The 24,569-nt window shown below is 73.2% G+C and carries 21 protein-coding genes and 1 pseudogene; 2 read left to right on the plus strand and 20 right to left on the minus strand.

All coding sequences use genetic code 11. The features are described 5' to 3' along the window. Positions 1-46 precede the first annotated feature (46 nt). The 9 genes from AB0D93_RS30830 to AB0D93_RS30870 form a co-directional block, all read right to left on the minus strand. Positions 47-676 carry a DUF4232 domain-containing protein gene (locus AB0D93_RS30830; RefSeq protein ID WP_362126283.1) on the minus strand — a complete coding sequence of 210 codons (630 nt, stop codon included), beginning with the start codon at positions 674-676 and terminating at the stop codon, positions 47-49. 143 nt (positions 677-819) lie between these two features. Further along, a complete protein-coding gene (locus AB0D93_RS30835; protein WP_362126286.1) occupies positions 820-1,200 on the minus strand; it encodes a DUF742 domain-containing protein in 381 nt (126 codons plus the stop codon). Positions 1,201-1,207: 7 nt separating this feature from the next. Beyond that, positions 1,208-1,645, minus strand: coding sequence for a roadblock/LC7 domain-containing protein (locus AB0D93_RS30840; protein ID WP_362126289.1), 438 nt, complete (start codon positions 1,643-1,645; stop codon positions 1,208-1,210). Continuing rightward, on the minus strand, positions 1,635-4,295 hold the full coding sequence (locus tag AB0D93_RS30845) for a nitrate- and nitrite sensing domain-containing protein (RefSeq protein ID WP_362126292.1): 2,661 nt from the start codon (positions 4,293-4,295) through the stop codon (positions 1,635-1,637). The genes AB0D93_RS30840 and AB0D93_RS30845 overlap by 11 nt, the downstream gene beginning before the upstream one ends. A 100-nt stretch (positions 4,296-4,395) precedes the next feature. Further along, positions 4,396-5,862, minus strand: coding sequence for an HAD-IA family hydrolase (locus tag AB0D93_RS30850; RefSeq protein WP_362126295.1), 1,467 nt, complete (start codon positions 5,860-5,862; stop codon positions 4,396-4,398). Positions 5,863-5,876: 14 nt separating this feature from the next. Next, positions 5,877-6,947 (minus strand): ABC transporter ATP-binding protein, encoded by a 1,071-nt coding sequence (locus AB0D93_RS30855; protein ID WP_362126298.1) that lies wholly within the window; start codon positions 6,945-6,947, stop codon positions 5,877-5,879. Positions 6,948-6,952: 5 nt separating this feature from the next. After that, positions 6,953-7,774, minus strand: a complete 822-nt coding sequence (locus AB0D93_RS30860) for an ABC transporter permease subunit (protein ID WP_362126301.1) — start codon at positions 7,772-7,774, stop codon at positions 6,953-6,955. Further along, positions 7,759-8,658, minus strand: a complete 900-nt coding sequence (locus AB0D93_RS30865) for an ABC transporter permease subunit (RefSeq protein ID WP_362126304.1) — start codon at positions 8,656-8,658, stop codon at positions 7,759-7,761. The genes AB0D93_RS30860 and AB0D93_RS30865 overlap by 16 nt, the downstream gene beginning before the upstream one ends. Further along, positions 8,655-9,815 (minus strand): extracellular solute-binding protein, encoded by a 1,161-nt coding sequence (locus tag AB0D93_RS30870; RefSeq protein WP_362126306.1) that lies wholly within the window; start codon positions 9,813-9,815, stop codon positions 8,655-8,657. The genes AB0D93_RS30865 and AB0D93_RS30870 overlap by 4 nt, the downstream gene beginning before the upstream one ends. A 205-nt stretch (positions 9,816-10,020) precedes the next feature. Here AB0D93_RS30870 and AB0D93_RS30875 point away from each other — a divergent pair, with 205 nt between their 5' ends. Further along, entirely contained in the window at positions 10,021-10,761 is a 741-nt protein-coding gene (locus AB0D93_RS30875) for a GntR family transcriptional regulator (RefSeq protein WP_362126309.1), read from the plus strand. A gap of 100 nt (positions 10,762-10,861) precedes the next feature. Here the strand turns inward: AB0D93_RS30875 and AB0D93_RS30880 are convergent, their stop codons facing one another. The 10 genes and pseudogenes from AB0D93_RS30880 to fmt form a co-directional block, all read right to left on the minus strand. Further along, positions 10,862-11,314, minus strand: a complete 453-nt coding sequence (locus tag AB0D93_RS30880; RefSeq protein WP_362126312.1) for an Lrp/AsnC family transcriptional regulator — start codon at positions 11,312-11,314, stop codon at positions 10,862-10,864. A gap of 27 nt (positions 11,315-11,341) precedes the next feature. Then, a complete protein-coding gene (locus AB0D93_RS30885) occupies positions 11,342-12,826 on the minus strand; it encodes an amino acid permease (protein ID WP_362126315.1) in 1,485 nt (494 codons plus the stop codon). A 239-nt stretch (positions 12,827-13,065) separates the two neighbouring features. Next, positions 13,066-13,476: pseudogene (locus AB0D93_RS30890) on the minus strand (GNAT family N-acetyltransferase); the annotation flags it as partial. A 91-nt stretch (positions 13,477-13,567) separates the two neighbouring features. After that, the gene (locus AB0D93_RS30895; RefSeq protein ID WP_362126318.1) at positions 13,568-15,010 is read right to left on the minus strand and encodes a GuaB1 family IMP dehydrogenase-related protein; all 1,443 of its coding nucleotides are present in this window, start codon (positions 15,008-15,010) and stop codon (positions 13,568-13,570) included. Between the two features lie 133 nt (positions 15,011-15,143). Beyond that, positions 15,144-15,473, minus strand: a complete 330-nt coding sequence (locus tag AB0D93_RS30900; protein WP_362126321.1) for a barstar family protein — start codon at positions 15,471-15,473, stop codon at positions 15,144-15,146. Then, positions 15,470-15,952, minus strand: coding sequence for a ribonuclease domain-containing protein (locus AB0D93_RS30905; protein ID WP_362126324.1), 483 nt, complete (start codon positions 15,950-15,952; stop codon positions 15,470-15,472). The genes AB0D93_RS30900 and AB0D93_RS30905 overlap by 4 nt, the downstream gene beginning before the upstream one ends. A gap of 601 nt (positions 15,953-16,553) precedes the next feature. Continuing rightward, entirely contained in the window at positions 16,554-17,597 is a 1,044-nt protein-coding gene (locus AB0D93_RS30910) for a sugar-binding domain-containing protein (protein ID WP_362126327.1), read from the minus strand. A gap of 90 nt (positions 17,598-17,687) precedes the next feature. Beyond that, a complete protein-coding gene (gene rpe / locus AB0D93_RS30915) occupies positions 17,688-18,374 on the minus strand; it encodes a ribulose-phosphate 3-epimerase (RefSeq protein ID WP_362126330.1) in 687 nt (228 codons plus the stop codon). A 110-nt stretch (positions 18,375-18,484) separates the two neighbouring features. Beyond that, positions 18,485-19,903, minus strand: a complete 1,419-nt coding sequence (locus tag AB0D93_RS30920) for a transcription antitermination factor NusB (protein WP_362126333.1) — start codon at positions 19,901-19,903, stop codon at positions 18,485-18,487. Positions 19,904-19,984: 81 nt separating this feature from the next. Further along, positions 19,985-20,917 carry a methionyl-tRNA formyltransferase gene (fmt, locus tag AB0D93_RS30925; RefSeq protein ID WP_362126336.1) on the minus strand — a complete coding sequence of 311 codons (933 nt, stop codon included), beginning with the start codon at positions 20,915-20,917 and terminating at the stop codon, positions 19,985-19,987. Positions 20,918-21,196: 279 nt separating this feature from the next. Here fmt and AB0D93_RS30930 point away from each other — a divergent pair, with 279 nt between their 5' ends. Further along, entirely contained in the window at positions 21,197-21,736 is a 540-nt protein-coding gene (locus tag AB0D93_RS30930) for a hypothetical protein (RefSeq protein WP_362126339.1), read from the plus strand. A 469-nt stretch (positions 21,737-22,205) separates the two neighbouring features. Here AB0D93_RS30930 and AB0D93_RS30935 read toward each other — a convergent pair whose 3' ends face one another. Further along, positions 22,206-24,365 carry a primosomal protein N' gene (locus tag AB0D93_RS30935; protein WP_362126342.1) on the minus strand — a complete coding sequence of 720 codons (2,160 nt, stop codon included), beginning with the start codon at positions 24,363-24,365 and terminating at the stop codon, positions 22,206-22,208. Positions 24,366-24,569 lie beyond the last annotated feature (204 nt).

Here is a 24,569-nt window from a genome sequence, read left to right on the forward strand (position 1 = left end):
GGACGCCTAGGTCCGCCCCAGCGGAGCGGACGGCCTCCGGCGCCGGCTACTTGCCGGTGCCGACCGGGTCGACGGTGATGGCGGGGCCGCTGCCGTCCGACACGGGCACGTTGATGCTGACGGGCAGGGTGCGGGAGTGGGTCTCGTCGGGCGGGGTGACGACGAGGCCGGTGAAGGTCTCGCCGCTGCCGCCGGAGGTGTTCGGCGGGTAGTGCAGGGTGAAGCGGGCCTCCTCGCCCGGCTTGACGCCGACCAGCGGCGCGGCGAGCTTGCTCCGCTTCGCGCTGACGCTGCCGTCCTTGCTCTTCAGGTCGGCGCCGGGGAAGCCCTTGAGGGTGCAGGCGGCGGAGCCGGTGTTCTTCATGTTGACGATGAGGGTGCCCTCGGCCATGCCCCCGGAGGTGCTCATCGCGAGCTGCGAGGTCGTGCACGCGCCGGAACCGCCGCCCGTGCCGGACCGGCCGGTGGCGGTGCCCTTGCCGGAGGACGTGCCGCTGCCGTCGGAGCTCCGGGAACCGGAGGCCTGTGACCCGGAGCCCTGGGAGGCGGAGCTCTGCGAGCTCGGGGCGGAGGAGTCGCTCGTGCCGGAGGACCCCTTGTCATCGCCCTGGCAGGCGGTGAGCGACAGGGCGGCGACGGCGGTGACGGCGAGCAGTGAGAGCTTCTGGGCGCGCATGGTTCCCCTTCGGGCGTTGCCCCTCACTCCTCGGGAGTCCGGGGCACTGGTCACTTGCGCCCAGGGAGACCGCCGGGGGCGCCCGGTGCGTTCCGGCTGTCACCGCCCTCGTACACGCCTGTGACAAGAGTCTTCGCAATCGCTCAGATCTCCCGCAGACGCTTCACGATCTCCCGCAGCAGCCCCGGGTCGGCGGCCGCGCCCCCGGACGTGAGCCGGCGCGGCTCGTCGATGCGGACCAGGCCCGCCTCGGCCAGGTCGCCGAGCAGGACACGCAGGACGGTCAGGGGCAGGTCGGCGTCCGCGGCCAGCTCCACGACGGGGCGCGGGCCGCGCCGGACCAGGTCGAGCAGGGCGGCGCGGGCGTGGTCCAGGTCGGCCCCCGGCGCGTCGGTGTCCAGCGCGGTGACCCGGGACATCAGGTCGATGGCGTGCGCGGCCGAGGGCCGGGTGCGGCCCCTGGTCACCGTGTAGGGGCGCACCATGGACCCTGTCTCGTCCTCGTACCAGTGCTCTTCGCTCACCGCGGGATCATCTGGGGGTCCGGGCGGCCGCGTCCAGGTGGCGGCCGAGGCGGCGGACGAGCAGGGCCATCTCGTGGGCCAGCTGGCCGACGTCGGTACGGGCCTCGCTGAGTACGGCGAGCCGGCTCCCGTGCCCGGCCGGGGTGACGAAGAGGTAGGCGTCGTCGAGCATCACCATGGTCTGCCGCACCTCGCCCGCGGCGAACCGCTCGCCCGCCGAACGGGCCAGGCCGTGGAAGCCGGAGCAGACCGCGGCCAGATGCTCGATGTCCCGCCGGCGCATTCCGTCCGAGCTGCTGAGCGGGAGGCCGTCGGCGGTCAGCAGCACGGCCTGGCGGACGTGGTCGGTACGGGCCACGAGATCGTCCAGCAGCCAGCCGAGGTCCGTACCGGGTGCGGCTTCGGTCCCCGCGGTCTGCTCGGGAGTCTGGTCGTCACCGTGCATCGTCGGTGTCCGTCCCTTCGTCGGCGTGGGTGGTCGTGGCGTCGGTGGTCGCGGGGTCCGGGTGGTCGGGGGCGGTTGCGGGTGCGGGGGCGTTCGCACGTGTGTGTTCGGGTGCGGGTGTATGGGGGCTGTCGCCCCCGGAGCGCCGCGGTGCCGTCGGCCGTGCGGTACCGGCGCCGGGAGACGGCGCGTCGGTCGCCGGCAGTCCCCTGCGGCCGCGGTCGAGCCCGCGCTGGAAGGCCCCGAAGATCGCCCGCATCTCCTCGGCGTCGACCTCGGCCCCGGCCCCGCTCTCCGGGGACGGCGGCTCGTCCCGCAGTTCCGGCGCGAGAGAGGCCTGCCGGATCCGGGTGGGCAGCGCCGGCGGCGGCGCCGACGACCCGCCCACCGTGTCCGGGCCGGGGTCGGGGAGGGACGACAGCTGGCCGGTCTCCGGCGACTGGGACGTGGGCCGGGACGACGGCCGTGCTCCTGCCGAGTGGTCCGGCGCGGGTCCCGGGGTCGGCGGTGGTGGGGGCGCCTGGTCGAGCCCCGCCGGCCCGGGGCCGGTTCCGGCTCGTGCGGTCGCGGTGGACGCCGGTCGTCTCTCTTCCGTCGGTGCCTGCTGGTCGGGCGCAGGGACCGGTGCGAGCCGGTGTCGCGTGGGTGGTTCCGGTACGGCCCCGCTGCCCGCCCCACGCGGCGCGGCGGACCGGTTCCTGGACGGCAACTCGCGTACGGCCGCACCTGGTTCGCGTGGCTCCACCTCCGCCAGCACCCTCTCCGGCAGCAGGACCACCGCCGTCGTCCCCCCGTACGGCGAGTCGCGCAGGGTGATCTCGATGCCGTGCCGGGCGGCGAGGCGGCCGACGACGTAGAGGCCGAGCCGGTCGTGGCGGGTGGGGTCGAAGGCGTCGGGGTCCGTGAGGGTGCTGTGGGCCCGGGTGCGCGCCTCGGTGTCGAGCCCGATCCCCCGGTCGTCGATCTCCAGCACGAACCCGCTGCCGACCCGCCCGGTGCGCAGGGTCACCTGGGTGTGCGGCGGTGAGAACACCGTGGCGTTCTCGAGGAGTTCGGCGACCAGGTGGACGACGTCGGCGACCGCGTCCGCGGCGACCCCGGTCTCCGGCATCGGCGGCACGACCACCCGCGCGTAGTCCTCGATCTCGCCGACCGCCGAGGCGACGACGTCCGCCAGGGGCACCGGCCTGCGCCAGCGGCGGCCGGGCGCGGAGCCGGAGAGGATGATCAGGCTCTCCGCGTGCCGGCGCATCCGCGTGGTCAGGTGGTCGATGCGGAACAGCTCGCGCAGCACGTCCGGGTCGTCGGTGCGCCGCTCCAGGGTGTCCACGAGCTTCAACTGGCGGTGCACCAGCGCCTGGTTGCGGCGCGCGATGTTGAGCAGCACCGCGAACAGGCCCCGGCGCAGGGTGGCCTGTTTCACGGCGGCCTCGACGGCGGCGAGCCGGGCCGTGTTGAAGGACCGGCCGACCTGCCCGATCTCGTCGCCGCGGACCTCGTCGGCGGCGAGCGGCGGCGCCTCGGCGAGCGCGTCCACGTCCTCACCCGCGCTCAGTCTGCGCATGACGTCGGGCAGTTGGCCGGTCGCGAGGACGTCGGCCGCGTCCCGCAGCGTCTCCAGCCGCCGCGAGATGCGCCGCGCACCGCGCACCGCGAACCACAGCGACAGCGCCACCGCGGCGAGCCCCACCACGCCGACGACGGCCGCCTTGGTCAGTTCCCGGTAGGCGAAGGACCGGCCGCGCGCGGCGGAGTTCTCGGCGGACCGCGTGCACAGCTCCATGTACCGGTGTACGGCCCGGTCGGTGCTGGACCGCCAGGTGGCCGCCCCGACGGCCTTGCCGGCGCCGGCGGCCCCGGCCCGCAGCAGCGCGTCCTCGCCGCGTGCCAGTGAGCCGTACAGGGTGCCGCGCTGGAAGTCCTCGAACAGCGCACGCGAGTCGGCGGGCAGGTCCGGCACGTACGTCCGCTGGAACACCCGCCGGTCCTCGATGGTCGCGGTCAGCGTGTCGTACTGCCGGTCGGTCAGCGTGCCGGCCGCCCGCGCCCCGGCGACCAGCGCGTCCTCCCGCGAGACGAACTCCCGCACCCGCACCAGCTCGATGACGACCTGTGCCTCGCGGGCCATCTGCCCGGCCTGGAGGGCGGTGAGCGTGGACTGCACGTCGAAGCCGGGCTCGACCAGCGCGCTGTAGTCGTCCACCGCCCGGTCCCAGGTGATGCGCCGGGACAGCACCTGCGAACGCAGCCCCTCCAGCCTGCCGGTGGCCGTGACCATGGCGTCCAGCGCCTGCCGCTGCCGCGCGGTGAGCCTGCCGCGGTCGCCGCCCCGGACCGCCTGCCGCATGGCGTCCACGGCCCGGTCGGTGCGGCGTTGCTGTTCGAGCAGCTGACCGGCCGTGGAGGTGTCGAGGCGGGCGCCCAGGTAGGCGGCGGACATCCGGCGCTCGATCTGGATCTGCCCGATCGCGGTGTCCACGGGGGTGCCGAAGACGTCGTACACCCCCTGGACCCGGATCAGCGCGCGCAGTTCGCCGGTGACGGACCACATGGCGAAGCTCCACAGACCCATCAGTGCCACGGCCGGGGCGAGCGCGAGCGCCACGATCCGGGTACGGACGGTGGTGGGACGGCCGAGGGGCCAGCGCATGGGTACCTGCCGGTGTTACCAGTCAGTAGTGAGCGTGAGCGCCGCACAACCTACGGGATGGTCACCCCGTACCGCAATGGTGACCTGCGGTAACCCACGGTCACCTCGGCGGAAGCGCGAACGTGGTGACGACCGCCGCGTGGTCCGAGGGCCAGTCGTTGTCCGCGACGTCCGGCCAGGGCCGCGGGCTGCCCGCGACCAGGGTCCGCGCGTCCCGGACGGTCAGGCCGCGGTGCAGTACGTAGTCGATCCGGTCCTGCGGCTCGGGCCGTCCGCTGCCGTCCTCGTGCACCGGGTGGACCGGCGACCAGGTGTGGCCGGGCGCGGCGACCGGGTCCGGGTGGGCCTCGCGGTAGGAGTCGGCGAAGCCCGCCTCCGCGGCGGCGCTCGTCACCGGCCAGGCCACGTCCGGCCAGTCCAGGTGCGAGGGCGAGTTGAAGTCGCCGACGAGGACGACCGGGACGTCCTCGCGCGACGAGTCGGCGATGCGGGCCAGTGCGTCCCGCATCTGGGCCAGCCGCAGTTCCTCGTGGGCGATCAGCTCCGCCGCCGGCAGGCCGTCGAAGGCGGACTCGTAGGGCCCGTACGGCGTGTAGTGCAGATGGGCGGTCCACACGTCGACCTCGTGGCCGGGCCGCACGGCGATCCGGACGCCCGCGGCGCCGTAGAACCCGACCTCGGGGTCACCGAAGCGGGCGGTGATCGGGTGGCGGCTGATGATGCCGAGGTTCTCGCCGGCCCGGTGGTGGTGCCAGCCGAGCGCCTCGGCCAGCTCCTGGGCCGCGGTCCCGCCCGTCTCCTGGAGCCCGACGACGTCGGCGCCGCTCTCCAGGACGGCCTTGAGCTGCTTGGCGCGGTGGTCGTCGACCTCGCTGCCACCGAGCCACAGGTTCCAGCTCATGACCCGGAGTTCGGGCGCGACCATGAGCCCCAGCTCGTGGACCGTGACCCCGGCGAGGCTCTCCCGGACGGTGCGGCCGAGCGCCGTGCCGATCGGCGCGAGGGACGGCACGGCGAGGACGGCGCAGCCGGCGGCCTCGGCGGAGGCGACGCCGGTCTCGGTGTCCTCGACGGCCACGCACGCGGCCGGGTCGACGCCGAGGGCGCGGCAGGCGGCGAGGTAGGGGTCGGGGGCCGGCTTGGTGCGGACGGTGTCGTCGGCGGTCACGGAGACCGCGAACCGGTGGGCGCCGAGGGCGTCGAGGACGACGTCGGCGACCGCGCGCGGCGACGCGGTGACCAGGGCGACCGGGACTCCGGCGGCGGCCAGCGCGTCCAGCAGGGCCGGCGCGCCGGGCCGGGGCACGATCCCGGTGCGCACACGGGCGGCGAACTCGCGGTGCAGCTCGGCCGCGAGACCGGTGGACGGCCTGCCGGTGGCCGTACCGAGCCAGGCGGCCGTGTGCTCGACCGGACGGCCGAGCACGTCGGGCTGGTCCGCCTCGGTCAGCGGGCGTCCGGCGACCTGCTCGACCGCCTCCCACCACAGCCGCTCGGTGTCGACGAGCGTGCCGTCCATGTCGAACAGAACGGCCTGGAGCGGGCGTTGAGGGATGTGGGGGGTCACGTTCGGTAGATTCCTCACTTCTGGATGCGTTCGGCCACGAGCACCGGGCGTTCCGGCAGCGACACGCCGACGGCGGTTCCGGCGCCGAGTCCGGTGGCCTCGTGGGCGGGCAGGTCGGCCTTGGCCTCGGTGCCGTCGGCGAGCCGTACGGTGACCCGGACGACCGCGCCGAGGAAGGCGGTGGCGACGATCCGGGCGGCGCCCTGCTCGTCGGGGCCCACCCGGACGGACTCCGGCCGCACCAGCACGTCCACCGGGCCGTCCGGCACCTCGCCGTCGGCCGGCAGCCGCTGCCCGAGCACCTCGACGGTGCCGTCCTTCAGCTCGCCCGGGACCCGGCTCATCGTGCCGACGAACTCGGCGACGAAGGCGGTGGCGGGACGGCCGTACAACTCGGCCGGTTCGGCGCACTGTTCGAGGCGTCCGGCGCGCATGACGGCGACCCGGTCGGCGACCGAGAGGGCCTCCTCCTGGTCGTGGGTCACGAACAGGGTGGTGATGCCGAGCTCCTGCTGGAGCCGGCGGATCTCCTCCCGCAGGGTGAGCCGCACCTTGGCGTCCAGCGCGGACAGCGGCTCGTCCAGCAGGAGCACGCGCGGGCGCAGGGCGAGGGCGCGGGCCAGCGCGACACGCTGCTGCTGGCCGCCGGAGAGCTGGTGCGGATAGCGCTCGCGCTTGTCGGCGAGCCCGACCAGCTCCAGCAACTCGGCGGCGCGGGCCCGGCGTTCGCGCGTACGGACGCCGCGCATGCGCAGTCCGAAGGCGACGTTGTCGACGGCGTTCAGATGCGGGAAGAGGCTGTACGACTGGAAGACCATCCCGGCGTCACGGCGGTGGGCCGGGACGTGGGTGACGTCCTCGCCGTCCACCAGCACGGCACCGGAGTCGGGGTGTTCGAACCCGGCGAGCATGCGCAGCGCGGTGGTCTTGCCGCAGCCGGAGGGGCCGAGCAGGGCCAGGAACTCCCCGGGGCGGACGGTCAGGTCGAGTCCGTCGAGGGCGACGGTGGCCCCGAACTCCCGCCGCAGCGAACGGAATTCGACGGTGGCGGCCTGGGTGCGGGTCTCGGGCAGGGTGGCGGTCATGTAGGTCATCCCCGGGAAGGAGCGGTTCGGTTGCGTCCGCCGCCGGCACCGGCGAGCGCGAGGAGCAGGGCCCAGGTGACGAGCAGGCTGAGCACGGACACGGCGACGGACATCTGGGCCTGCTCGCCGCCGACGTTGTAGATCCACACGGCGAAGGGGGTGTAGCCGAGCAGATGGGAGACCGTGAACTCGCCGAGGACCAGGGCCAGCGTGAGGAAGGAGGCGTTCAGCAGGGCGCCGCGCAGATTGGGCAGCACGGCCCGGACGAGGGCCTTGGGCCAGGAGGCGCCGCAGCTGCGGGCGGCCTCGACCAGGGTCCGTACGTCCATGGCGCGCAGGCCGGCGTCCAGGGCGCGGTAGACGAAGGGCAGGGCCATCACGACGTAGGCGAGGACGAGGACGACGGGGAAGCTGTCGTTCTGGATCACCACGAAGGTCTCGAACAGCGGCGTCCTGGAGAGATGCTCCGGGCCCCACTTGAGCACGGTGGCGATCCCGGCGACGAACGCGATGGGCGGCACCACCAGCGGCAGGGAGCACACCACCTCCACCACCGGGCGCAGCCGGGGCGAGCCGAGCCGGAGGGCGACCACGGCGGGCACCATCAGCAGCAGTACGACCGCGATGGTGGCCACGGCCAGTTCCAGCGAGAGCAGCAGGCTGGAGAGGAAGCCGTCGGCGGAGAGGATCTTGGTGTAGGCGTCGAGGGTGAGGCCCTGGCCGGGCACGTCCACCGTGAAGATCGCGGAGGCGACGAGCGGCACCAGGAAGTACAGGGCGGCGAGGCCGAGGACGACCCACCGCCAGAGGGTCAGGCGTCGAGCCATCGGGCACTCCGTCGCTGAAGGGGCAGGTACACGGCCATCACCAGGCCGGCCACCAGCACCATGTCGAGGCTGAGGGCGAGGGCGACGTTCTCCTGGCCGACCAGCACGTTGCCGGACAGGGCGTCGGCGATCTGCAGGGTGACCAGCGGGACCGCGCTGCCGACCATGGCGGCGGCGGTGGCGTAGGCGGCGAAGGCGCTGCCGAACAGCAGCACGAGGCCGCCGAGCAGCGAGGGCGCGAGCACGGGCAGGGCCACGTGCCGCCAGTACTGCACACCGGTGGCGCCGTTGTTCAGCGCGGCCTCCCGCCACTGGGAGCGCAGGCCGTCCAGCGCCGGGGTGATGGTGAGGACCATGAGGGGGATCAGGAAGTACAGGTAGACGAGGACCAGCCCCCAGAAGCTGTACAGGTCCCAGCCGGTGTCCTTCAGGCCCAGGTGCACGGTGAGGACACCCGCGTTGCCGAGGGTGGCGACGAAGGCGAAGGCCAGCGGGACCCCGCCGAAGTTGGCGAGCACACCGGAGGCGGTCAGCACGGCCTCGCGCAGCCAGCGTGAGCGGGAGGAGACCACGGCCTGGGCGAGCGGCAGCCCGAACAGGGCGCCGAGCGCGGCGGAGACCGCGGACAGCTTGACGCTGCCGAGCAGGGCGGTGAGGTACGTCCCCTGCAGCGAGGTCGTCATGTTGGCGCCGGTGTACGCGGTGGCGCCCGTGCCGGCGTCGTCGACCGAGAAGGCGCCGTTCACGATGGCCACGGCGGGCAGGCCGAAGGCGATCGCGACGAAGACCAGCAGCGGTACGACGGCGAGCCAGCCGGGGGCGCGGCGCCGCCGCTTCGCCGAAGCGACGGGCGCCACGTCCGCGCGCGGAAGGGCGGCGGTCATCCGGAGACGGCCTTCCCCCAGCCCTGCGCGATGACCGTCTTGGCCTTGCTCTGCTGGGTCTCGGTCGGGAAGGACGGCGTGCCGGTGACCTTCGGGAGCTTGGCGGCGGCCGTCTTGTCCAGCGTGCCGGCCTTCTCCATCGCGGCCATCAGGGCCGGGCGGGCGTAGCCCTTGAGCCACAGGTTCTGGCCCTCGGTGCTGTACAGGTACTCCTGCCACAGACGGGCGGCCGCCGGGTGCGGGGCGTCCTTGTTGATGCCCTGGCAGTAGTACTGGGCGTACTGGCCGTCGCTCGGGACGGCGACCTTCCAGTCCAGGCCCTTGGACTTGAACTCGTCGGCGTAACCGGCGTTCAGGTAGTCCCAGTCGATCGAGATCGGCGTCTCGCCCTTCTCGACGGTCGCCGGGGTGGACTCGACGGGCGTGTAGTTGCCGCTCTTCTTCAGCTTGGCGAAGAAGTCCAGGCCGGGCTGGATGTCGTCGAAGGAGCCGCCGTTCGCGAGGGCCGCCGCGTAGACGCCGCCGAAGGCCGAGCCGGACTTGGTCGGGTTGCCGTTGAGCGCGACCTGGCCCTTGTACTGGGGCTTGAGCAGGTCCTTGAAGCTGGTCGGGCAGCTCTTGACCCGCTTGGCGTCGCAGCCGATGGAGACGTAGCCACCGTAGTCGTTGTACCAGCGGGCCTGCGGGTCCTTCTGGGCCTCGGGGACGTCACCGTAGGAGGCCACCTTGTAGGGCGCCAGCAGGCCCTGCTGGGCAGCGCTCAGCGCGAACGAGGAGCCCAGGTCGAGAACGTCGGGGGCGCGGTCCTGGCCCTTGCGGGTGGTGACGGCGCTGATCTCCTCCTCGCTGGTGCCGTCGGGGCTCTCGTCCTGGATCTTGATGCCGTACTTCTTCTGGAAGCCGTCGATGATCGCACCGTAGTTGGCCCAGTCTCGGGGTACCGCGATGATGTGCAGCGTACCCTCCTTCTTGGCCGCCTCGACCAGGGCGTCCATGCCGCCGAAGTCGGCCGCGGAGGTGGCGGTGGCGGCGTTCTTGCCGTCCTTGGTGGTGGTCGACGCCTTGTCGGGGGCGGCGCCGCAGGCGCTCAGCGCGAGCGCGGCGACGGCGGCGAGGGAGCCGGCGAGGACGGCGTTTCTCGACAGGGACACGGTCACGGTCTCTCCAGGGGGACGCATGAGGGTTGCGGAGAACTTGTCTGAACAAGTTGCGTCACAGTACGCCCGCTCACGGTGTCCTGTCTGTAAACGGGAGCGAAACTCTGGCCGCTGGTTGGCTGCACAGTCCAGACCGTTTCAGATCACGCTCAGGTCTCGCTTAGGCTGGTCACGCTGTGCACAGTGACCCGAGCTGAGGGGAAGCATGACGGCGCGACACGAGGAGATCGCCGACGAGCTGCGGCGGGCGATCGACCGCGAGGAGTACACGGTCGGCAGCCGTCTGCCCTCGGAGTCGGAACTCGCCACGCACTACGGCGTCTCACGCGGCACGGTCCGTCAGGCCGTCGCGTCCCTCACCGCCGAGGGCCTGATCGGCTCCCGCCAGGGCGCCCGGCGCGTCGTCCTCGCCAGCCGCCGCAGCCAGAGCTTCGAGGAACTGCGCAGCTTCGCCCAGTGGGCCCGTGCGATGGGCCGCGAGGCCACCGGCCAGGTGGTGTCGCAGGAGTACCGCCCGGCGACGCACGAGGACGCCGTACGCCTCCAACTGCCCATCGGAGCAAGGGTGTTGCATGTGCTCCGGGTGCGCGGCCTGGACGGCGAGCCGGTCCTGCTGGAGCGGACGGTGTACGCCGACTGGATCTCCCCGGCCGTCGAGCCGATCGAGCCGGACTGCCCCTCCGTCACTCAACGCCTCTACGACGACACGGGGTTGGTCTTCGCCTACGGGGAGCACATCATCGACGCGGTCGCGGCGGGCGCCCAGGACGCCGAGCTGCTGGGCGTGCGCCGTACGAGTCCGCTGCTGCGGGTGCGGCGGGTGACGACCACGCGTGCGGGGCGGCCGGTGGAGTGGTCGGACGACCGGTACCGCTCGGACGCGGTGAGCTTCAGCGTGCACAACTCCATCGGGAACAACGCGCTGGCGCGGAAGACGGCGGAGTAGAGGCGCCCCTTCAGGGGCGCGGGGAACTGCGCGAGGAAGGAGGAAGCACGACGCGCCCGCACCCGGCACACGACCGTGCGCGCCGAGCCGGAAGCGGCCCCTACCCCGGCGCGCCCGAAGAGAACCGCCGCAGCAACGGCGACAGCACCAGCACCGACTTGGTCCGCTCGACGAACGGCTCCCCGGCGATCCGCTCCAGCACCCGCTCGAAGTGACGCATGTCCGACGCGAAGACCTGGGCGACCGCGTCCGCGTCCCCGGTGACGGTGGACGCGGCCACGACCTCCTGATACCGCTCCAGGCCCCGCTGGATGGTGTCCGGCGAGGTGTTGCGCCGGCAGTAGATCTCGATGAACCCCTCGGTCTCCCAGCCGAGCGCCGCCGGATCCACCCGCACGGTGAATCCGGTGATCGCTCCCGTGGCCCGCAGCCGGTCCACGCGCCGCTTCACGGCGGGCGCGGACAGGCCGACCATCTGCCCGATGTCCGCGTAGGAGCGGCGGGCGTCCTCGGCGAGGGCGTGCACGATGCGTTCGTCGAGATCGTTCAGCACAGGGGGTGGTTCACTTCTTCGGTCCGGTCACTTCTCTGCCGTCACCGCGAGGTCACCGGTCGCGAGACGGGAACGGCGATAGCCGTATACGAAGTAGAACACGAGCCCGACGGCCATCCAGACACCGAACACGATCCAGGTGACGGTGGACAGGCTGCCCATCATCCAGATGCAGAACGCGAAGCCCAGCGCGGGCAGCACCGGAGACAGCGGCACGCGGAAGGTGCGGTGCATGGTCGGGCGGGTCCGGCGCAGCACCACGACGGCCACGTTGACCAGTGCGAAGGCGAACAGCGTGCCGATGCTGGTGGCGTCCGCCAGCTGTCCCAGCGGGATCGCGGCGGCGAGGACACCGCAGAACACCGACACGATGATCGTGTTGGTGCGCGGCGCGCCGGTCTTCGGGTGGACCTTGGCGAAGACCTTGGGCACCAGGCCGTCACGGGACATCGCGAACAGGATGCGGGTCTGGCCGTAGAGCACGGTCAGCACGACGCTGGCGATGGCGATGACCGCGCAGAACGCGAGCAGCGTGCCCCAGAAGCTCTGCCCGGTGACGTCCGTCATGATCTGCGCGAGCGCGGCCTCCGAGTCCTTGAACTTCCGCCACGGCCAGGCACCGACGGCGACGGCCGCGACGAGGACGTACAGCGCGGTCACGATGACCAGGGACAGCATGATCGCGCGGGGCAGGTCACGCTGGGCGTTCTTGGCCTCCTCGCCGGCGGTGGAGGCGGCGTCGAAGCCGATGTACGAGAAGAACAGCGTGGCGCCCGCCGCGCTGACTCCCGACATCCCGAGCGGCATGAAGTCCGAGTAGTTGCCGGACTTGAAGCCCATGAAGCCGATCGCGCAGAAGAGGATCAGCGCGGCGATCTTCACGGACACCATGATGGTGTTGGCCCGCGCGGACTCCTTGGCGCCGCCGAGCAGGAACACCATTCCGAGCAGGACGACGATCAGGGCGGGCAGGTTGAAGATGCCGCCCTGGCCGGGCGGCGCCGAGAGGGCGTCGGGGATGGTGACGCCGATGGTGCCGTCCAGCAGCTCGTTCAGGTACTGGCCCCAGCCGACGGCCACGGCGGCCACCGAGACGCCGTACTCCAGGAGCAGACACCAGCCGCAGACCCAGGCGATCAGTTCGCCCATGGTTGCGTATGCGTACGAGTACGAGGACCCGGAGACCGGGATGGTGCCGGCCAGCTCGGCGTAGGACAGGGCCGAGAACAGCGCGGTGAGACCCGCGATCACGAAGGCCAGGGTGACGGCCGGACCCGCCTTGGGGACGGCCTCGCCGAGGACGACGAAGATGCCGGTCCCGAGGGTGGCGCCAATGCTGATCATGGTCAGCTGCCACAGCCCGAGGGAGCGCCGCAGCGAGCCTCCCTCGCCCTGGCCGCCCTCCGCGACCAGGTGTTCCACGGGCTTGCGCCGCATGAGGCGCGCGGCGAGGCCCGGGGAGACGGGGGCGGTCGCTGGGCGGTCGTGCGGGGGTGCACCTTGGTCGAGCACGCGCTGGCTCCTTATCGCTGCCGGTCATTGCGGGCGGGGACCGGTGACAGCCCTGCGAGGGCAGGAACCCACCGAGCGGGGTCCCCGCCACGCCACCTACAGACGAGCACCCTATGAGGCGGTCCTTCACGGGCGTAATGCAGCAACCTTGCGCGTCCCCGGATGATCATTGCGTTCATCGGACCGGAATGACAAATCGTTGCGCGCGGGCTGCCGGTCGTTGCACGGCGACCTCACGGTCACGTCCGCAGGGCCTTGGTGAGGAAGGTGCACGGGTCGGCGCACTCCCGCTCGCACCCGTCGGCGTCGACGCAGGAGTAGCGGTCCAGGCAGTCGGTCAGGGGCCGGTACCCGAGCCGGGCGTACAGCGCCGCCGCGCGCAGATCGTCCTTGCCGACGCCGGTCCCGACGACCGGCAGGCCACGGTCCACGACCAGTTCCTCGGCGGCGCGGATCAGCGCCGTTCCGGCACCGCGCGAGCGCAGCTCGGCCGGCCGGACGGCGAGCGCGTTGCTCTCCGGACAGCCCACGGTGACCTCGGGCGCCGCGCAGCCCGTCCAGCGCAGCTCGGTGTGGCCCACGGGCCGTCCGTCGAGCCAGGCGACGAGGTAGGCGCTCTGCCCCGCCCTCTGGCGCGCGAACCGGCGGGCGCGCCGCCGACCGTAGCCACCCGGGCAGGCCGACGGCCCCGGTTTCCCGGCGGGCGGGAGCAACGGGGGCCGTGGAAAAGGGACTTGGGGGTCAGCTCCAGCTGGCGTGCAGCGGCTTGCCCTCGGCGTAGCCGGCCGCGCTCTGGATGCCCACGATGGCCTTCTCGGCGAACTCTTCCAGGGAGCCGGCACCGGCGTAGGTGCAGGAGGAACGGACACCCGCGATGATCGAGTCGATCAGGTCCTCGACGCCCGGACGGGCCTGGTCCAGGAACATGCGGGAGGTGGAGATGCCCTCCTCGAACAGCGCCTTGCGGGCCCGGTCGTACGCCGACTCCTCCGACGTACGGTTGCGCACCGCGCGGGCGGAGGCCATGCCGAAGGACTCCTTGTACGGGCGGCCGTTCGCGTCGTGCTGGAGGTCGCCCGGGGACTCGTAGGTGCCGGCGAACCAGGAGCCGACCATCACGTTGGACGCGCCGGCCGCGAGGGCCATGGCCACGTCGCGCGGGTGGCGGACACCGCCGTCGGCCCACACGTGCTTGCCGTACTTCTTCGCCTCGGCGGCACACTCCAGCACCGCGGAGAACTGCGGCCGGCCCACGCCGGTCATCATGCGGGTGGTGCACATGGCGCCGGGACCCACACCGACCTTGATGATGTCCGCGCCGGCGTCGATCAGGTCCTTGACGCCCTCGGCGGAGACGATGTTGCCCGCGGCGATCGGCACCTGCGGGTCGAGGGCGCGCACCAGCTTGATGGCGCTGATCATCGACTCCTGGTGGCCGTGCGCGGTGTCGATGACGAGCGTGTCCACGCCCGCGTCGAGCAGCTGCTTGGCCTTGCCCGCCACGTCTCCGTTGATGCCGACGGCGGCGGCGATGCGCAGCCTGCCGTTCGCGTCCACGGCCGGGGTGTACAGCGTGGCACGCAGGGCGCCCTTGCGGGTCAGGATGCCGGCGAGCCTGCCGTCCTTGTCGACGGCCGGGGCGTAGCGCCGGTTGTGCTGGTCCAGGGTGTTGAAGGCCTCGCGCGGGTCGATGTCCGCGTCGAGCAGCAGCAGGTCCTTGGACATAACCACTTCGAGCTGGGTGAAGCGGTCGACGCCGGTCAGGTCCTGGTCGGTGACGACACCGACGGGCCGGTGGTTCTCGTCCACGACCACGCCGGCGTTGTGGGCGCGCTTGGGCAGCAGCGCGAGCGCGTCGGCGACGGTCTGGTGCGGGGCCAGCACGATGGGCGTGTCGAGCACCAGGTGGCGGCTCTTCACCCAGGAGACGACATCGGTGACGACGTCGATCGGGATGTCCTGCGGGATGACCACCAGGCCGCCGCGGCGGGCGACCGTCTCGGCCATGCGGCGGCCGGCGATGGCGGTCATGTTGGCGACGACGAGCGGGATGGTGGTGCCCGTGCCGTCCGGCGAGGCGAGGTCCACGCCCTGACGCGAGCCGACCGCGGAGCGGCTCGGCACCATGAACACGTCGTCGTACGTCAGGTCGTACGCGGGCTGGATGTCATTGAGGAAACGCACGTGCTGCACATCCCAGTCGATCAGAGGTGACCCCCCGACAGGTGTGCCAGGGGGAAAAGAGCACGTACTTCATTCTCCCACGGCGCGGCCGCTGACAGGCCCCGACAGAACCTCCAGGCTCCGCGCCGATCACCTAGGAGGATGCTCCAAGGGAGAGGGCCACGGTGAGCGCGGGCATCACGCTCATGGCGTGCCGGAACACCTCCTGGGCAGTCTCCCACTCCTCCGGTCGCGCCTTCGCGTACGTCTGCCAGTCCCGCACGACGACCAGGAGGCCCCTGCCCTCGGCCGCCTCCGGCCACACCGAGAGGTCGGACAGGGAGTCGGCCAGCGCGTCCCAGTTGCGGCCGAACCAGTCGGGCAGCTCCAGGGCCCGGGCGGCGCGGTCCATCAGGCCGGCCTTGTCCGTGACGCCGCCGAGGTCGAGCGCGACGACGAAGCGGCCGGTCAGGTCTTCGCTCATCTCAGCACCGCCCGGAACGAGTTGTAGTGATCACCGGAGTAGTAGATCTCCCCGCCCCGGCCCGTGACAATGCGCCGGGCCCCGCGGTCCCGCGAGCCGGGCGTCCTCACCGTGTACTCGTGGTAGTAGCCGCGCTGCTGCCTGGGCAGACGGCCCTCGAAGTTGCCGAAGACGACGCCGTCCCTGGCGTACGGGAAGGGGCCGCCCTTGTCGATGAGGGCGAGCGTGCTGCGGGCCTCGGCGGGCAGCTGGGCCTGCGTGACCGTGCCCATGCCGTGCGCCCACGCCGGGACGGAGACGGCGCCGGACGGACGCGGCCCCGTGCCCACCCCGACACCGGAACCGGTCCCGGACGAGCATCCCGCCAGCAGGACGGCGAGGACGACGGCCACCAGCCCCACGATCACCCGCCCCGCCGCCAGCGCCCGCCCGGACCCGTGGGCCGACAGCGGCGCCCGCCCGGACCCGTGGGCGGACATCGGCGCCCGTCCGGACCCGTGGACCGCCGCCAGCGACCGTTTGCGCCCGCGGACCGCCATCAGCGCCCGTCCGGGCCCATTGGCCGACATCAGCGCCCGTCTGCGCCCGTAGGCCGCCGCCAGCGACCGATTACGCCCGTAGGCCGCCGCCAGCGACCGTTTGCGCCCGTGGACCAGCAGCGGGGCCCGTTTGGGCCTGTGAGGGACGAACCGCGGCAACATGCCGACGATGCTGCCACGCCCGCCCCCTCCGACACGACCACGACCCACCGCCGCACGACGTGACACCGCCCCACCCGTCATCCCGACGCGGGCCAGACAGAGCATGCACCGACACAGACGGCTTCCCGGACGGCCCCCACACACCGACTCGCCAGGCACCCCACCGGGACCACCGGACCGGGAACCACCGCCGCACCCCTCCCCCGACACCGGAGGGCGTCACCACGGCCGCCGGCCCACCATGGCCCACGGGCACACCTACAGCCCACGATCCACCGCTCGGCGTGACCGCCCCGCCTCGCGGGCCCCGCGGGGCTCGGCGCAGGCTGGAGCGGCCGGGCCGCTCGCGCCCGGGTCCCGTGACGGCGGGCGGAGCCCGTCAGTGGCCGTCGGGGTCCGCGCGGCCGAGTGTCGGCTTCGGGGTCGGGCCGGTCGTCATCAGGTAGTCCGCGGCGGAGGTGTCCGTGACCAGGCTCGTGACCAGCCCGGACCGCAGCACCGCGTCGATCGCGGACGCCTTGCGCTGACCGCCGGCGATCGCCACGACCTCCGGGATACGGCGCAGCTGGTCGGCCTTGACCGTGATGCACCGCTCCCCCAGGTCCCGGCCGATCCGGCGCCCCTCCGCGTCGAAGAGGTGCGCGGCCATCTCGGCGGCGACACCGAGCGAGGCGTAGTGCGCCCGTTCCTCGTCGCTGAGCATGTCGTGCACGGTCGAGATGCCCGGCTCCCAGGAGCCGATGGAGACGCAGGCGACCGTGACCTTGTCGAAGTACTCGAAGGCCCGGGCGATCCCGGTCTGGTTGCGCAGCGCGGCCGCGGTGGCCGCGTCCGGCAGCAGCATCGGCGCGTAGATGGGGTGGGCGTCGCCGCCCGACACCTGGGCGGCCCGGCGCACGGCCTCGACCGAGCCGCGCTCCGAGGTCCCGGCGTCGTACACGCCCGTCAGCTGCACCACGGTGCACGGCGGCAGCCGGTCGAGCGCCGCCGCCATGTGGATCGTGGACCGGCCCCAGGCCAGCCCGAGCACGTCCCCCTCGTTGACGAGTTCGCCGAGCAGGTCGGCGGCGACCTCGCCGAGGTTCTCGGGGTCGGGCGTCTCCTCGGCCTCGGCCGGGGACTCGACCACTACGGCGTGCCTCAGGCCGTAGCGGGCGCGGAGGGCGTCTGAACGCTCCGCGTCCAGCTCGGCCGGGACACGGATCTCGATGCGTACGAGATCCCGTTCGAGAGCCGTTTCCAGGACCCGGGCCACCTTGAAGCGGCTGACGCCGAACTCCTCCGCGATCTGGATCTTGGACTTGCCCTCGAGGTAGAAGCGGCGGGCCATGGCCGCCGCCTGCACCAGCTCAGCGGGTCCCATCCGCATGGCTGACCGGCCCGCCGACATACCCGACACGGCGATCTCCTCACTGCTGTTCACACTCTGGATTCGCCGTTCATCCTTGCAGATCCGGCGCGGCTGATCCGCCCCGAAGGGCGGCCTTCCCTTAACCGTTCACGTACCTGTGGCTCAGTGGTCGCATGCCCAGGACGCCTTGGCGGTAGCCGTTTCGGCCTGCGTGCGTAGAGCACGGACCGCCGCTGCCGGGTCCTGCGCCCCGTACACGGCCGAGCCGGCCACGAACACGTCCGCTCCCGCGTCCGCGCACCGCTCGATCGTCGACGCCGAGACGCCGCCGTCCACCTGGAGCCACAGCTGCAGGCCGTGCTTGTTGATCAGCTCCCGGGTGCGACGGATCTTCGGCAGCATGATGTCGAGGAACGCCTGGCCGCCGAAGCCGGGCTCGACCGTCATGATCAGCAGCATGTCGAGCTCCGGGAGAAGGTCCTCGAACGGCTCGATCGGCGTCGCGGGCTTGAGCGCCATGGAGGCGCGGGCGCCCTTGGCGCGGATCTCCCGGGCGAGCCGCACAGGGGCGGCGGCCGCCTCCACGTGGAAGGTGACGGAGGAGGCGCCCGCCTCGACGTACTGGGGCGCCCAGCGGTCGGCGTCCTCGATCATCAGGTGGCAGTCCAGCGGGGTGTCCGTCGCACGGGCCAGGGACTCCACGACCGGCACGCCGAGCGTGAGGTTCGGGACGAAGTGGTTGTCCATGACGTCGACATGGAGCCAGTCGGCGCCTTGGACCGCCTTGGCCTCCTCCGCGAGGCGGGCGAAGTCGGCGGACAGGATGCTGGGGTTGATCTGCACGGCCATGCCTAAAGACTGCCATGTCCGGGGCACTGATGTTCGCTCCGGTCCACAGGCAAGGCCGTTCATCGTACTTACCCGGCCTACTGTGGATAAGCCCTGGCGGGTCCGCTGCCTCAGCCGGTACGGCGGATCAGGGCCAGATACATCGCGTCGGTGCCGTGCAGATGCGGCCAGAGCTGCACGTCCGGCCCCTCGCCGAGCGCCGGGACGCCGGGCAGCAGCGGGCGGGCGTCGATCAGTTCCGTCTCGGGACGCTGCTTGAGGACGTCGGCGACGACCGCGCGGGTCTCGGCGAGATGGGGCGAGCAGGTCGCGTAGCCGACGATCCCGCCGACGCGCACCGAGTCGAGCGCGGTGCGCAGCAGGGCGCGCTGCAGGGGCGCGAAGTTGTCCAGGTCCTCCGGGCGCCGCCGCCAGCGCGCCTCGGGGCGCCGCCGCAGCGCACCGAGTCCGGTGCAGGGCACGTCCATCAGCACCCGGTCGAAGGTACCGGGCCGCCACGGCGGCCGGGTGCCGTCACCGGCGATCACCTGGTACGGCCCGGGGTTGCCGTGCAGCGCCTTGGCGACCAGACCGGCCCGGTGCGGCTGCTTCTCGGAGGCGAGCAGCGTGGCCCCGCGCTCGGCGGCGAGGGCGGCCAGCAGGGCCGCCTTGCCGCCGGGCCCCGCACACCCGTCCAGCCATTTCGTGTCGGAGCCTTCGAGGGGCGCGCCCGCGAGGGCGAGGGCCACCAGCTGGCTGCCCTCGTCCTGTACCCCGGCCCGCCCCTCGCGCACGGCCTCCACAGCGCCCGGCTCACCGCCCTCGGCGAGCCGCACGGCGTACGGCGACCAGCGCCCCGGCACGGCGGCGTCCTCGCGCAGCAGTTCCTCGGCGGTGGCCCGGCCCGGCCGCGCGACCAGGGTCACCTCGGGCCGTTCGTTGTCGGCCTCCAGCAGGTCCTCGATACCGGCGCGACCGCCGCCGAGGGAGTCCCAGAGCGCCGAGACGACCCAGCGCGGATGCGAGTGCACGACGGCGAGGTGATCCTCCGGGTCCTCGTCGTACGGCGGCGCGACCTTCTCCAGCCATCCGTCGAGGTCGTCCTGGGCCACCTTCCGCAGCACGGCGTTGACGAACTTGGCGCGCCCGTCGCCGAGCACCACCCTGGCCAGCTCCACGGAGGCGGAGACGGCGGCGTGCGTCGGGATCCGCGTCCCGAGCAGCTGGTGCGCGCCGAGGCTGAGCACGTCGAGCACCGGCGGGTCGACCTCGCGCAACGGCCGGTCGACACAGGCGGCGATCACCGCGTCGTACGTGCCCTGCCGGCGCAGCGTGCCGTACACCAGCTCGGTGGCGAGGGCGGCGTCCCTCGCGTCGAAGTCGCCCTTCTCGCGCGCCTTGCGCAGCAGCGGGGGCAGCACGAGGTTGGCGTAGGCGTCCCGTTCGTCGACCGCGCGCAGCGCCTCGAAGGCCAGGATGCGGACGGGGTCCTTCTGCGGACGACGGTAGGGCTTGGCGGGCCTGTGCGGCCGCCGGGACTGCTCGCTCACGAAAAAGGTGCTCCGGACATGAGGAAGGGGGTGCGGTTCCCAGCGTACGTCGATGGGCCGCCGGCCCCTGACGACCGGGCGTCAGCCGCCGAGCGTCTCGCTCTCGGCGATGCGCACACCACGGGCCCAGTCGGCCGCCCGCATCGGCTTCTTGCCCTGCGCCTGCACCCAGAGCAGTTCGACGGCGTACGAACCGGTGCCCACGTGCACGCTGTTCTTGCCGACGGCCAGGTGCCCCGGCGCGAGGTCCGTACGCTCGGGCACGGGCGTGACCTGGATCAGCTTGAGCCTCTCGCCGCGGAAGGTGGTCCAGGCGCCGGGCGCCGGGGTGCAGCCGCGCACGACACGGTCGACGCGCAGCGCGGGCGCGGCCCAGTGGACCTGCGCGTCCTCGACGGTGATCTTCGGTGCGACGGTGATGCCCTCGGCCGGCTGCGGTACGGCCTTCAGCGTGCCGTCCTCGATGCCGTCCATGGTCGCGGCGAGCAGTCCCGCGCCGGCGAAGGCGAGCCGGGTGAGCAGGTCGCCGCTGGTGTCGGTGGGCCGGATCTCCTCGGTCACGGTGCCGTAGACGGGCCCCGAGTCCAGACCCTCCTCGATGAGGAAGGTGGACGCGCCGGTGATCTCGTCGCCCGCCATGAGGGCGTGCTGCACCGGCGCCGCGCCGCGCCAGGCGGGCAGCAGGGAGAAGTGCAGGTTGACCCAGCCGTGTGCCGGAACGTCGAGGGCGACCCTGGGCAGCAGGGCACCGTAGGCGACGACCGGGCAGCAGTCGGGGGCGATCTCCCTCAGCCGTTCCAGGAACTCCGGGTCCCGCGGCTTGAGGGGCTTCAGCACCTCGATCCCGGCCTCCTCCGCCCGCTCGGCCACGGGCGACGCGACCAGCCGGCGCCCGCGCCCGGCCGGCGCGTCGGGCCGCGTGACGACGGCGGCCACCTCGTGCCGCCCGGAGGCGATCAGAGCGTCCAGAGCGGGAACGGCGACCTCGGGGGTACCGGCGAAGACGAGCTTCATGGGCGGGTTGGGGCCTCTCGGACGGATGTTGGACGGGCAGCGCACCAGTCTATGACCACGGGAGGAAGGACGGGCCACGGCCAAGGAGGCGCGGCCGCCGACACCGGGCGGCCCCGAGGACGCGAGCGGCGCGCACCGGGAGGACCGGCGTACGCATATGCCCGTACGCCCCCAGCCCGTGACCAGCGGAGCGCACACGCGTTGGTCAAGAAAGAGTTGACCACATAGGGCCGTTTTCGCGGCCCAATTCCTTTCAACGCCGGTTCGAGAGGCTTGTTCATGGCCGACCACGCAACCCACGACGCCCAGGCCCGGGCCAGCCTGCACTTGCTGGTGCGGGACATCGAGCGGGTCCGCCGGCAGGTGGACGCGCTGCGCACGCTCACCGCCCAGCTGGGCAACGTCTACCGCCCGCGCCGTTCCGGCCCTTCCACGGGCTTCGTCGTCTACGGACGCGCTCCCGCCCCGACGGTGCGCCTCGCCCAGGAACTCCGGGACAGTGTCGAAACCCTGGTCACGGCCGCCGTGGACTTCGACCGCTCACTCGGCTTCTCGTGGGACGCGGTGGGCTCGGCGCTCGGAGTCACCAAGCAGGCGGTGCACCGCCGTTACGGCGCCCGCCGCGCCGCGGCCCAGGCGGCCGCCGAGGCCGAGCGGGCCACCGAGCCGTCCGGCACCCGCACGGTCAACGTGAACACCGGCCTGCCGACGGTCCCCGCGGCCCGCTCGATGCCGACGCAGCCGACCGCGGGCAGCCAGACCCTGCGCGACCGCGACGACGCCCGTCCGACGGCCTTCCCCAGCCCGCGCAACGGCTGAACCGCCCCGCCCTGCCCTCCCGGCGACACCTGGGAGGGCAGACGCACGTCCGTAGGGGGCAGACGCACGGCCGGACGGACCGACCGACCGACACGGCAGGACGGACCAGCACGACACAGTCGACCGGCGTGACAGGCCCGACCGGCTGACACCCGGACGGATCACGTCAGCCCGTATCCAGCCCGCCCAGCTCCTGGCGGACGGACCGCGTCAGCCCACGTCCGGCCCGAGCAACTCTCGGCGAACAGACCGCGTCATCCGACGAGCGGCCGACCAGTTCCCACCGAACACACCGCCCGAGCCGACGACCGGCCGACCAACCCCCACCAGACACACCACCCCAGCCGACGACCGGCCGACCAACCCCCACCAAACACACCACCCCAGCCGACAACCGGCCGACCAACCCTCACCAAACACACCACCCCAGCCGACGACTCGCCGACCAACCCCCACCGAACACACCGTCTCAGCCGATGTCCGGTGGATCGATCCGTACCCGCACCGCCTCCCCGCTCCCCCGTGCCATGCGGGCGGCCTGGGCGGTCTTCAGTGCCGAGGCCAGCGCGGCGCCGCTGCCCGGCGGTACCCGGACCAGCGCCCGGTCCCAGTGCTCGCCCGGCGGAGGCGCTCCCGGCCTGCGCGGCCCGCCGGGTGGCGCGGGCGTCATCGGTACCGGCCCCAACACCTCGGCGTCCGGCGGCAGTTCGGCCGAGGCCAGGAACTCGGCGACGGCCGCGGGCGTCCCGGACACGGCCGCCATCCGCGACACCGGCGGGAAGCCCAGCTCGGCCCGCTCGGCCAGTTCCCGCACCGCGTGCCCGACGGGGTCCCACCGCACCAGCGCCTGCACGGGCCGCAGCGTCGGCTCGGCCACCACGACCACCGTGCCCCCCTCGCCCTGCGGCCGTACCAGCGCTCCGGCGGCGATCCACCGGCGCAGCGCGTCCTCGCCGGCCCGCAGATCGGGACGGACGAGCATGGCCCAGCCGTCCAGCAGGAGGGCCGCCGCGTAGCCGCCCTCGGCGACCGGTTCGGCGCCCGGTGTGCTGACGACGAGCGCGGGCGTTCCCGGCACCGTGTCCAGCACGTGTTCCCGACCCGAGGTGCGCACTGGTACGGCAGGGAAGGCGCGGCCCAGTTCCTCGGCCGTCCGCCGCGCCCCCACCACCTGGGCCCGCAACCGGAAGCCACCGCACTCCGGGCAGTGCCACGCGCTCTCCTCGCGCCCGCACCAGCCGCACCGCAGAACGCCCGCGTCCTGTCCCTGGAGCGGCCCGGAGCAGTGCCGGCACCGGGCGGGCGCCCGGCACTGGGCGCAGGCCATACGGGGCGCGTAACCGCGCCGGGGCACCTGCACCAGCACCGGCCCGTGCCGCAGCCCCTCCCGGGCCGTCTGCCAGGCGAGGGTGGGCAGCCGGGCGGCGCGGGCGGCCTCGTCGCGCGCGAGGTCGCCGTCCCCCACCGTGCGGACCAGGGGGGCGGCCCGGCGCACCTGCTCGCGGCCGGCGACCAGCGGCCGGGCCCAGCCGCTCTCCACGAGCTGGGCGGCTTCCACGGTGCAGGCGTGTCCGCCGAGCAGGAAGGCGCACTTGTCCAGCGCGGCGCGCAGCAGCAGCACGTCGCGCGCGTGCGGCTGCGGGGCGTGCTGCTCGCTGTGGCTGTCGTCGCCGTCGTCCCAGACGGCGACCAGCCCGAGGTCCTGCACGGGCGCGAACATGGCCGCCCGTGTGCCGACCACGGCACGTACGGCCCCGCGTCGCACCGCGAGCCACTGGCTGTACCGCTTCTCGGGACCCGCGTCGGCTGTGAGCAGCGCATGCCGACCGGCGCCGAGCAGCTGCGTGAGCGCGGCGTCGACCCGCGCGGCGGCCCGCCCGTCCGGTACGACGACGAGGGCGCCGCGTCCCGAGGCGAGCGTGGCGGCGACGGCGCGGGCCAGTTCCTCGCTCCACCGCGGGCCCGGCAGCGCGTTCCAGACGGCCCTGGGCGAGCCGCCGGTGGCCAGCGCCTGGAGGAACGCCCCGCCTTGCTCGTACCGCTCCCAGGAGGCCGGCTCCGGTGCCTGCGGGGGCGGCAGCGGTGCGGGCGAGGGCCGCTGCTCGGCGCGGGCGCTGCGCGGCGGTATAGCCAGCTGGAGCACGTCGGCGAGGCTCCCGGCGTAGCGGTCGGCCACGGCCCGGGCGAGGCCCAGAAGTTCCTCGCCCAGCACCGGCTCCGGCGAGACGACCTGCGCCAAGGCGGCCAGCGGGCCCGAGTAGTCGGATTCGGCGCGCCGCTCGACGAGGAAGCCGTCGATGAGGCCCCCGCCCTCGCGGCGTCCCTCGCGCACCCGGCCCCGCCCGGCGCCGAACCGCACCCGCACCCGCACCCCGGGCTGTGCCTGTGCGTCCAGTTCCTCGGGGACCGCGTAGTCGAAGTACCGGTCGAGGTGCAGCACGCCCTTGTCGACCAGGACGCGTGCGACGGGCAGCTCCTTGGCGAGCGCGGCTCCCCGCCAGGTCCGGGGCTTGGCGCGGGGTGTCCCGGCCTTGCGCACGCTTTCCCGGATGAGCGCGAGCTGCTCCGGCGGCGCCCCTTCGGCCCCGCCGTCCCCGTCTGCCCGGGGTGCCCCGTTCTCGCTGCTCACGCTTGCATTCTTACCAAACGGCACTGACAACCGACGTGTCCACCCGGGATCGTCACGGCTGCGGAAGCTGCGGAACGTATTCCGCCTCTCCGCGGGCCCGGCGGGCACGCTCCACGAGGTGACCACGGCCTTCGCACCGGGTGGCGCCGGTGCCCCGGCGCAGGCCCCGCATGCCTGGGCTCACGGGCCCGCCGACCGGTCCGG

It is taken from the genome of Streptomyces sp. NPDC048191 (genome assembly GCF_040652655.1).
GTDB lineage: Bacteria > Actinomycetota > Actinomycetes > Streptomycetales > Streptomycetaceae > Streptomyces.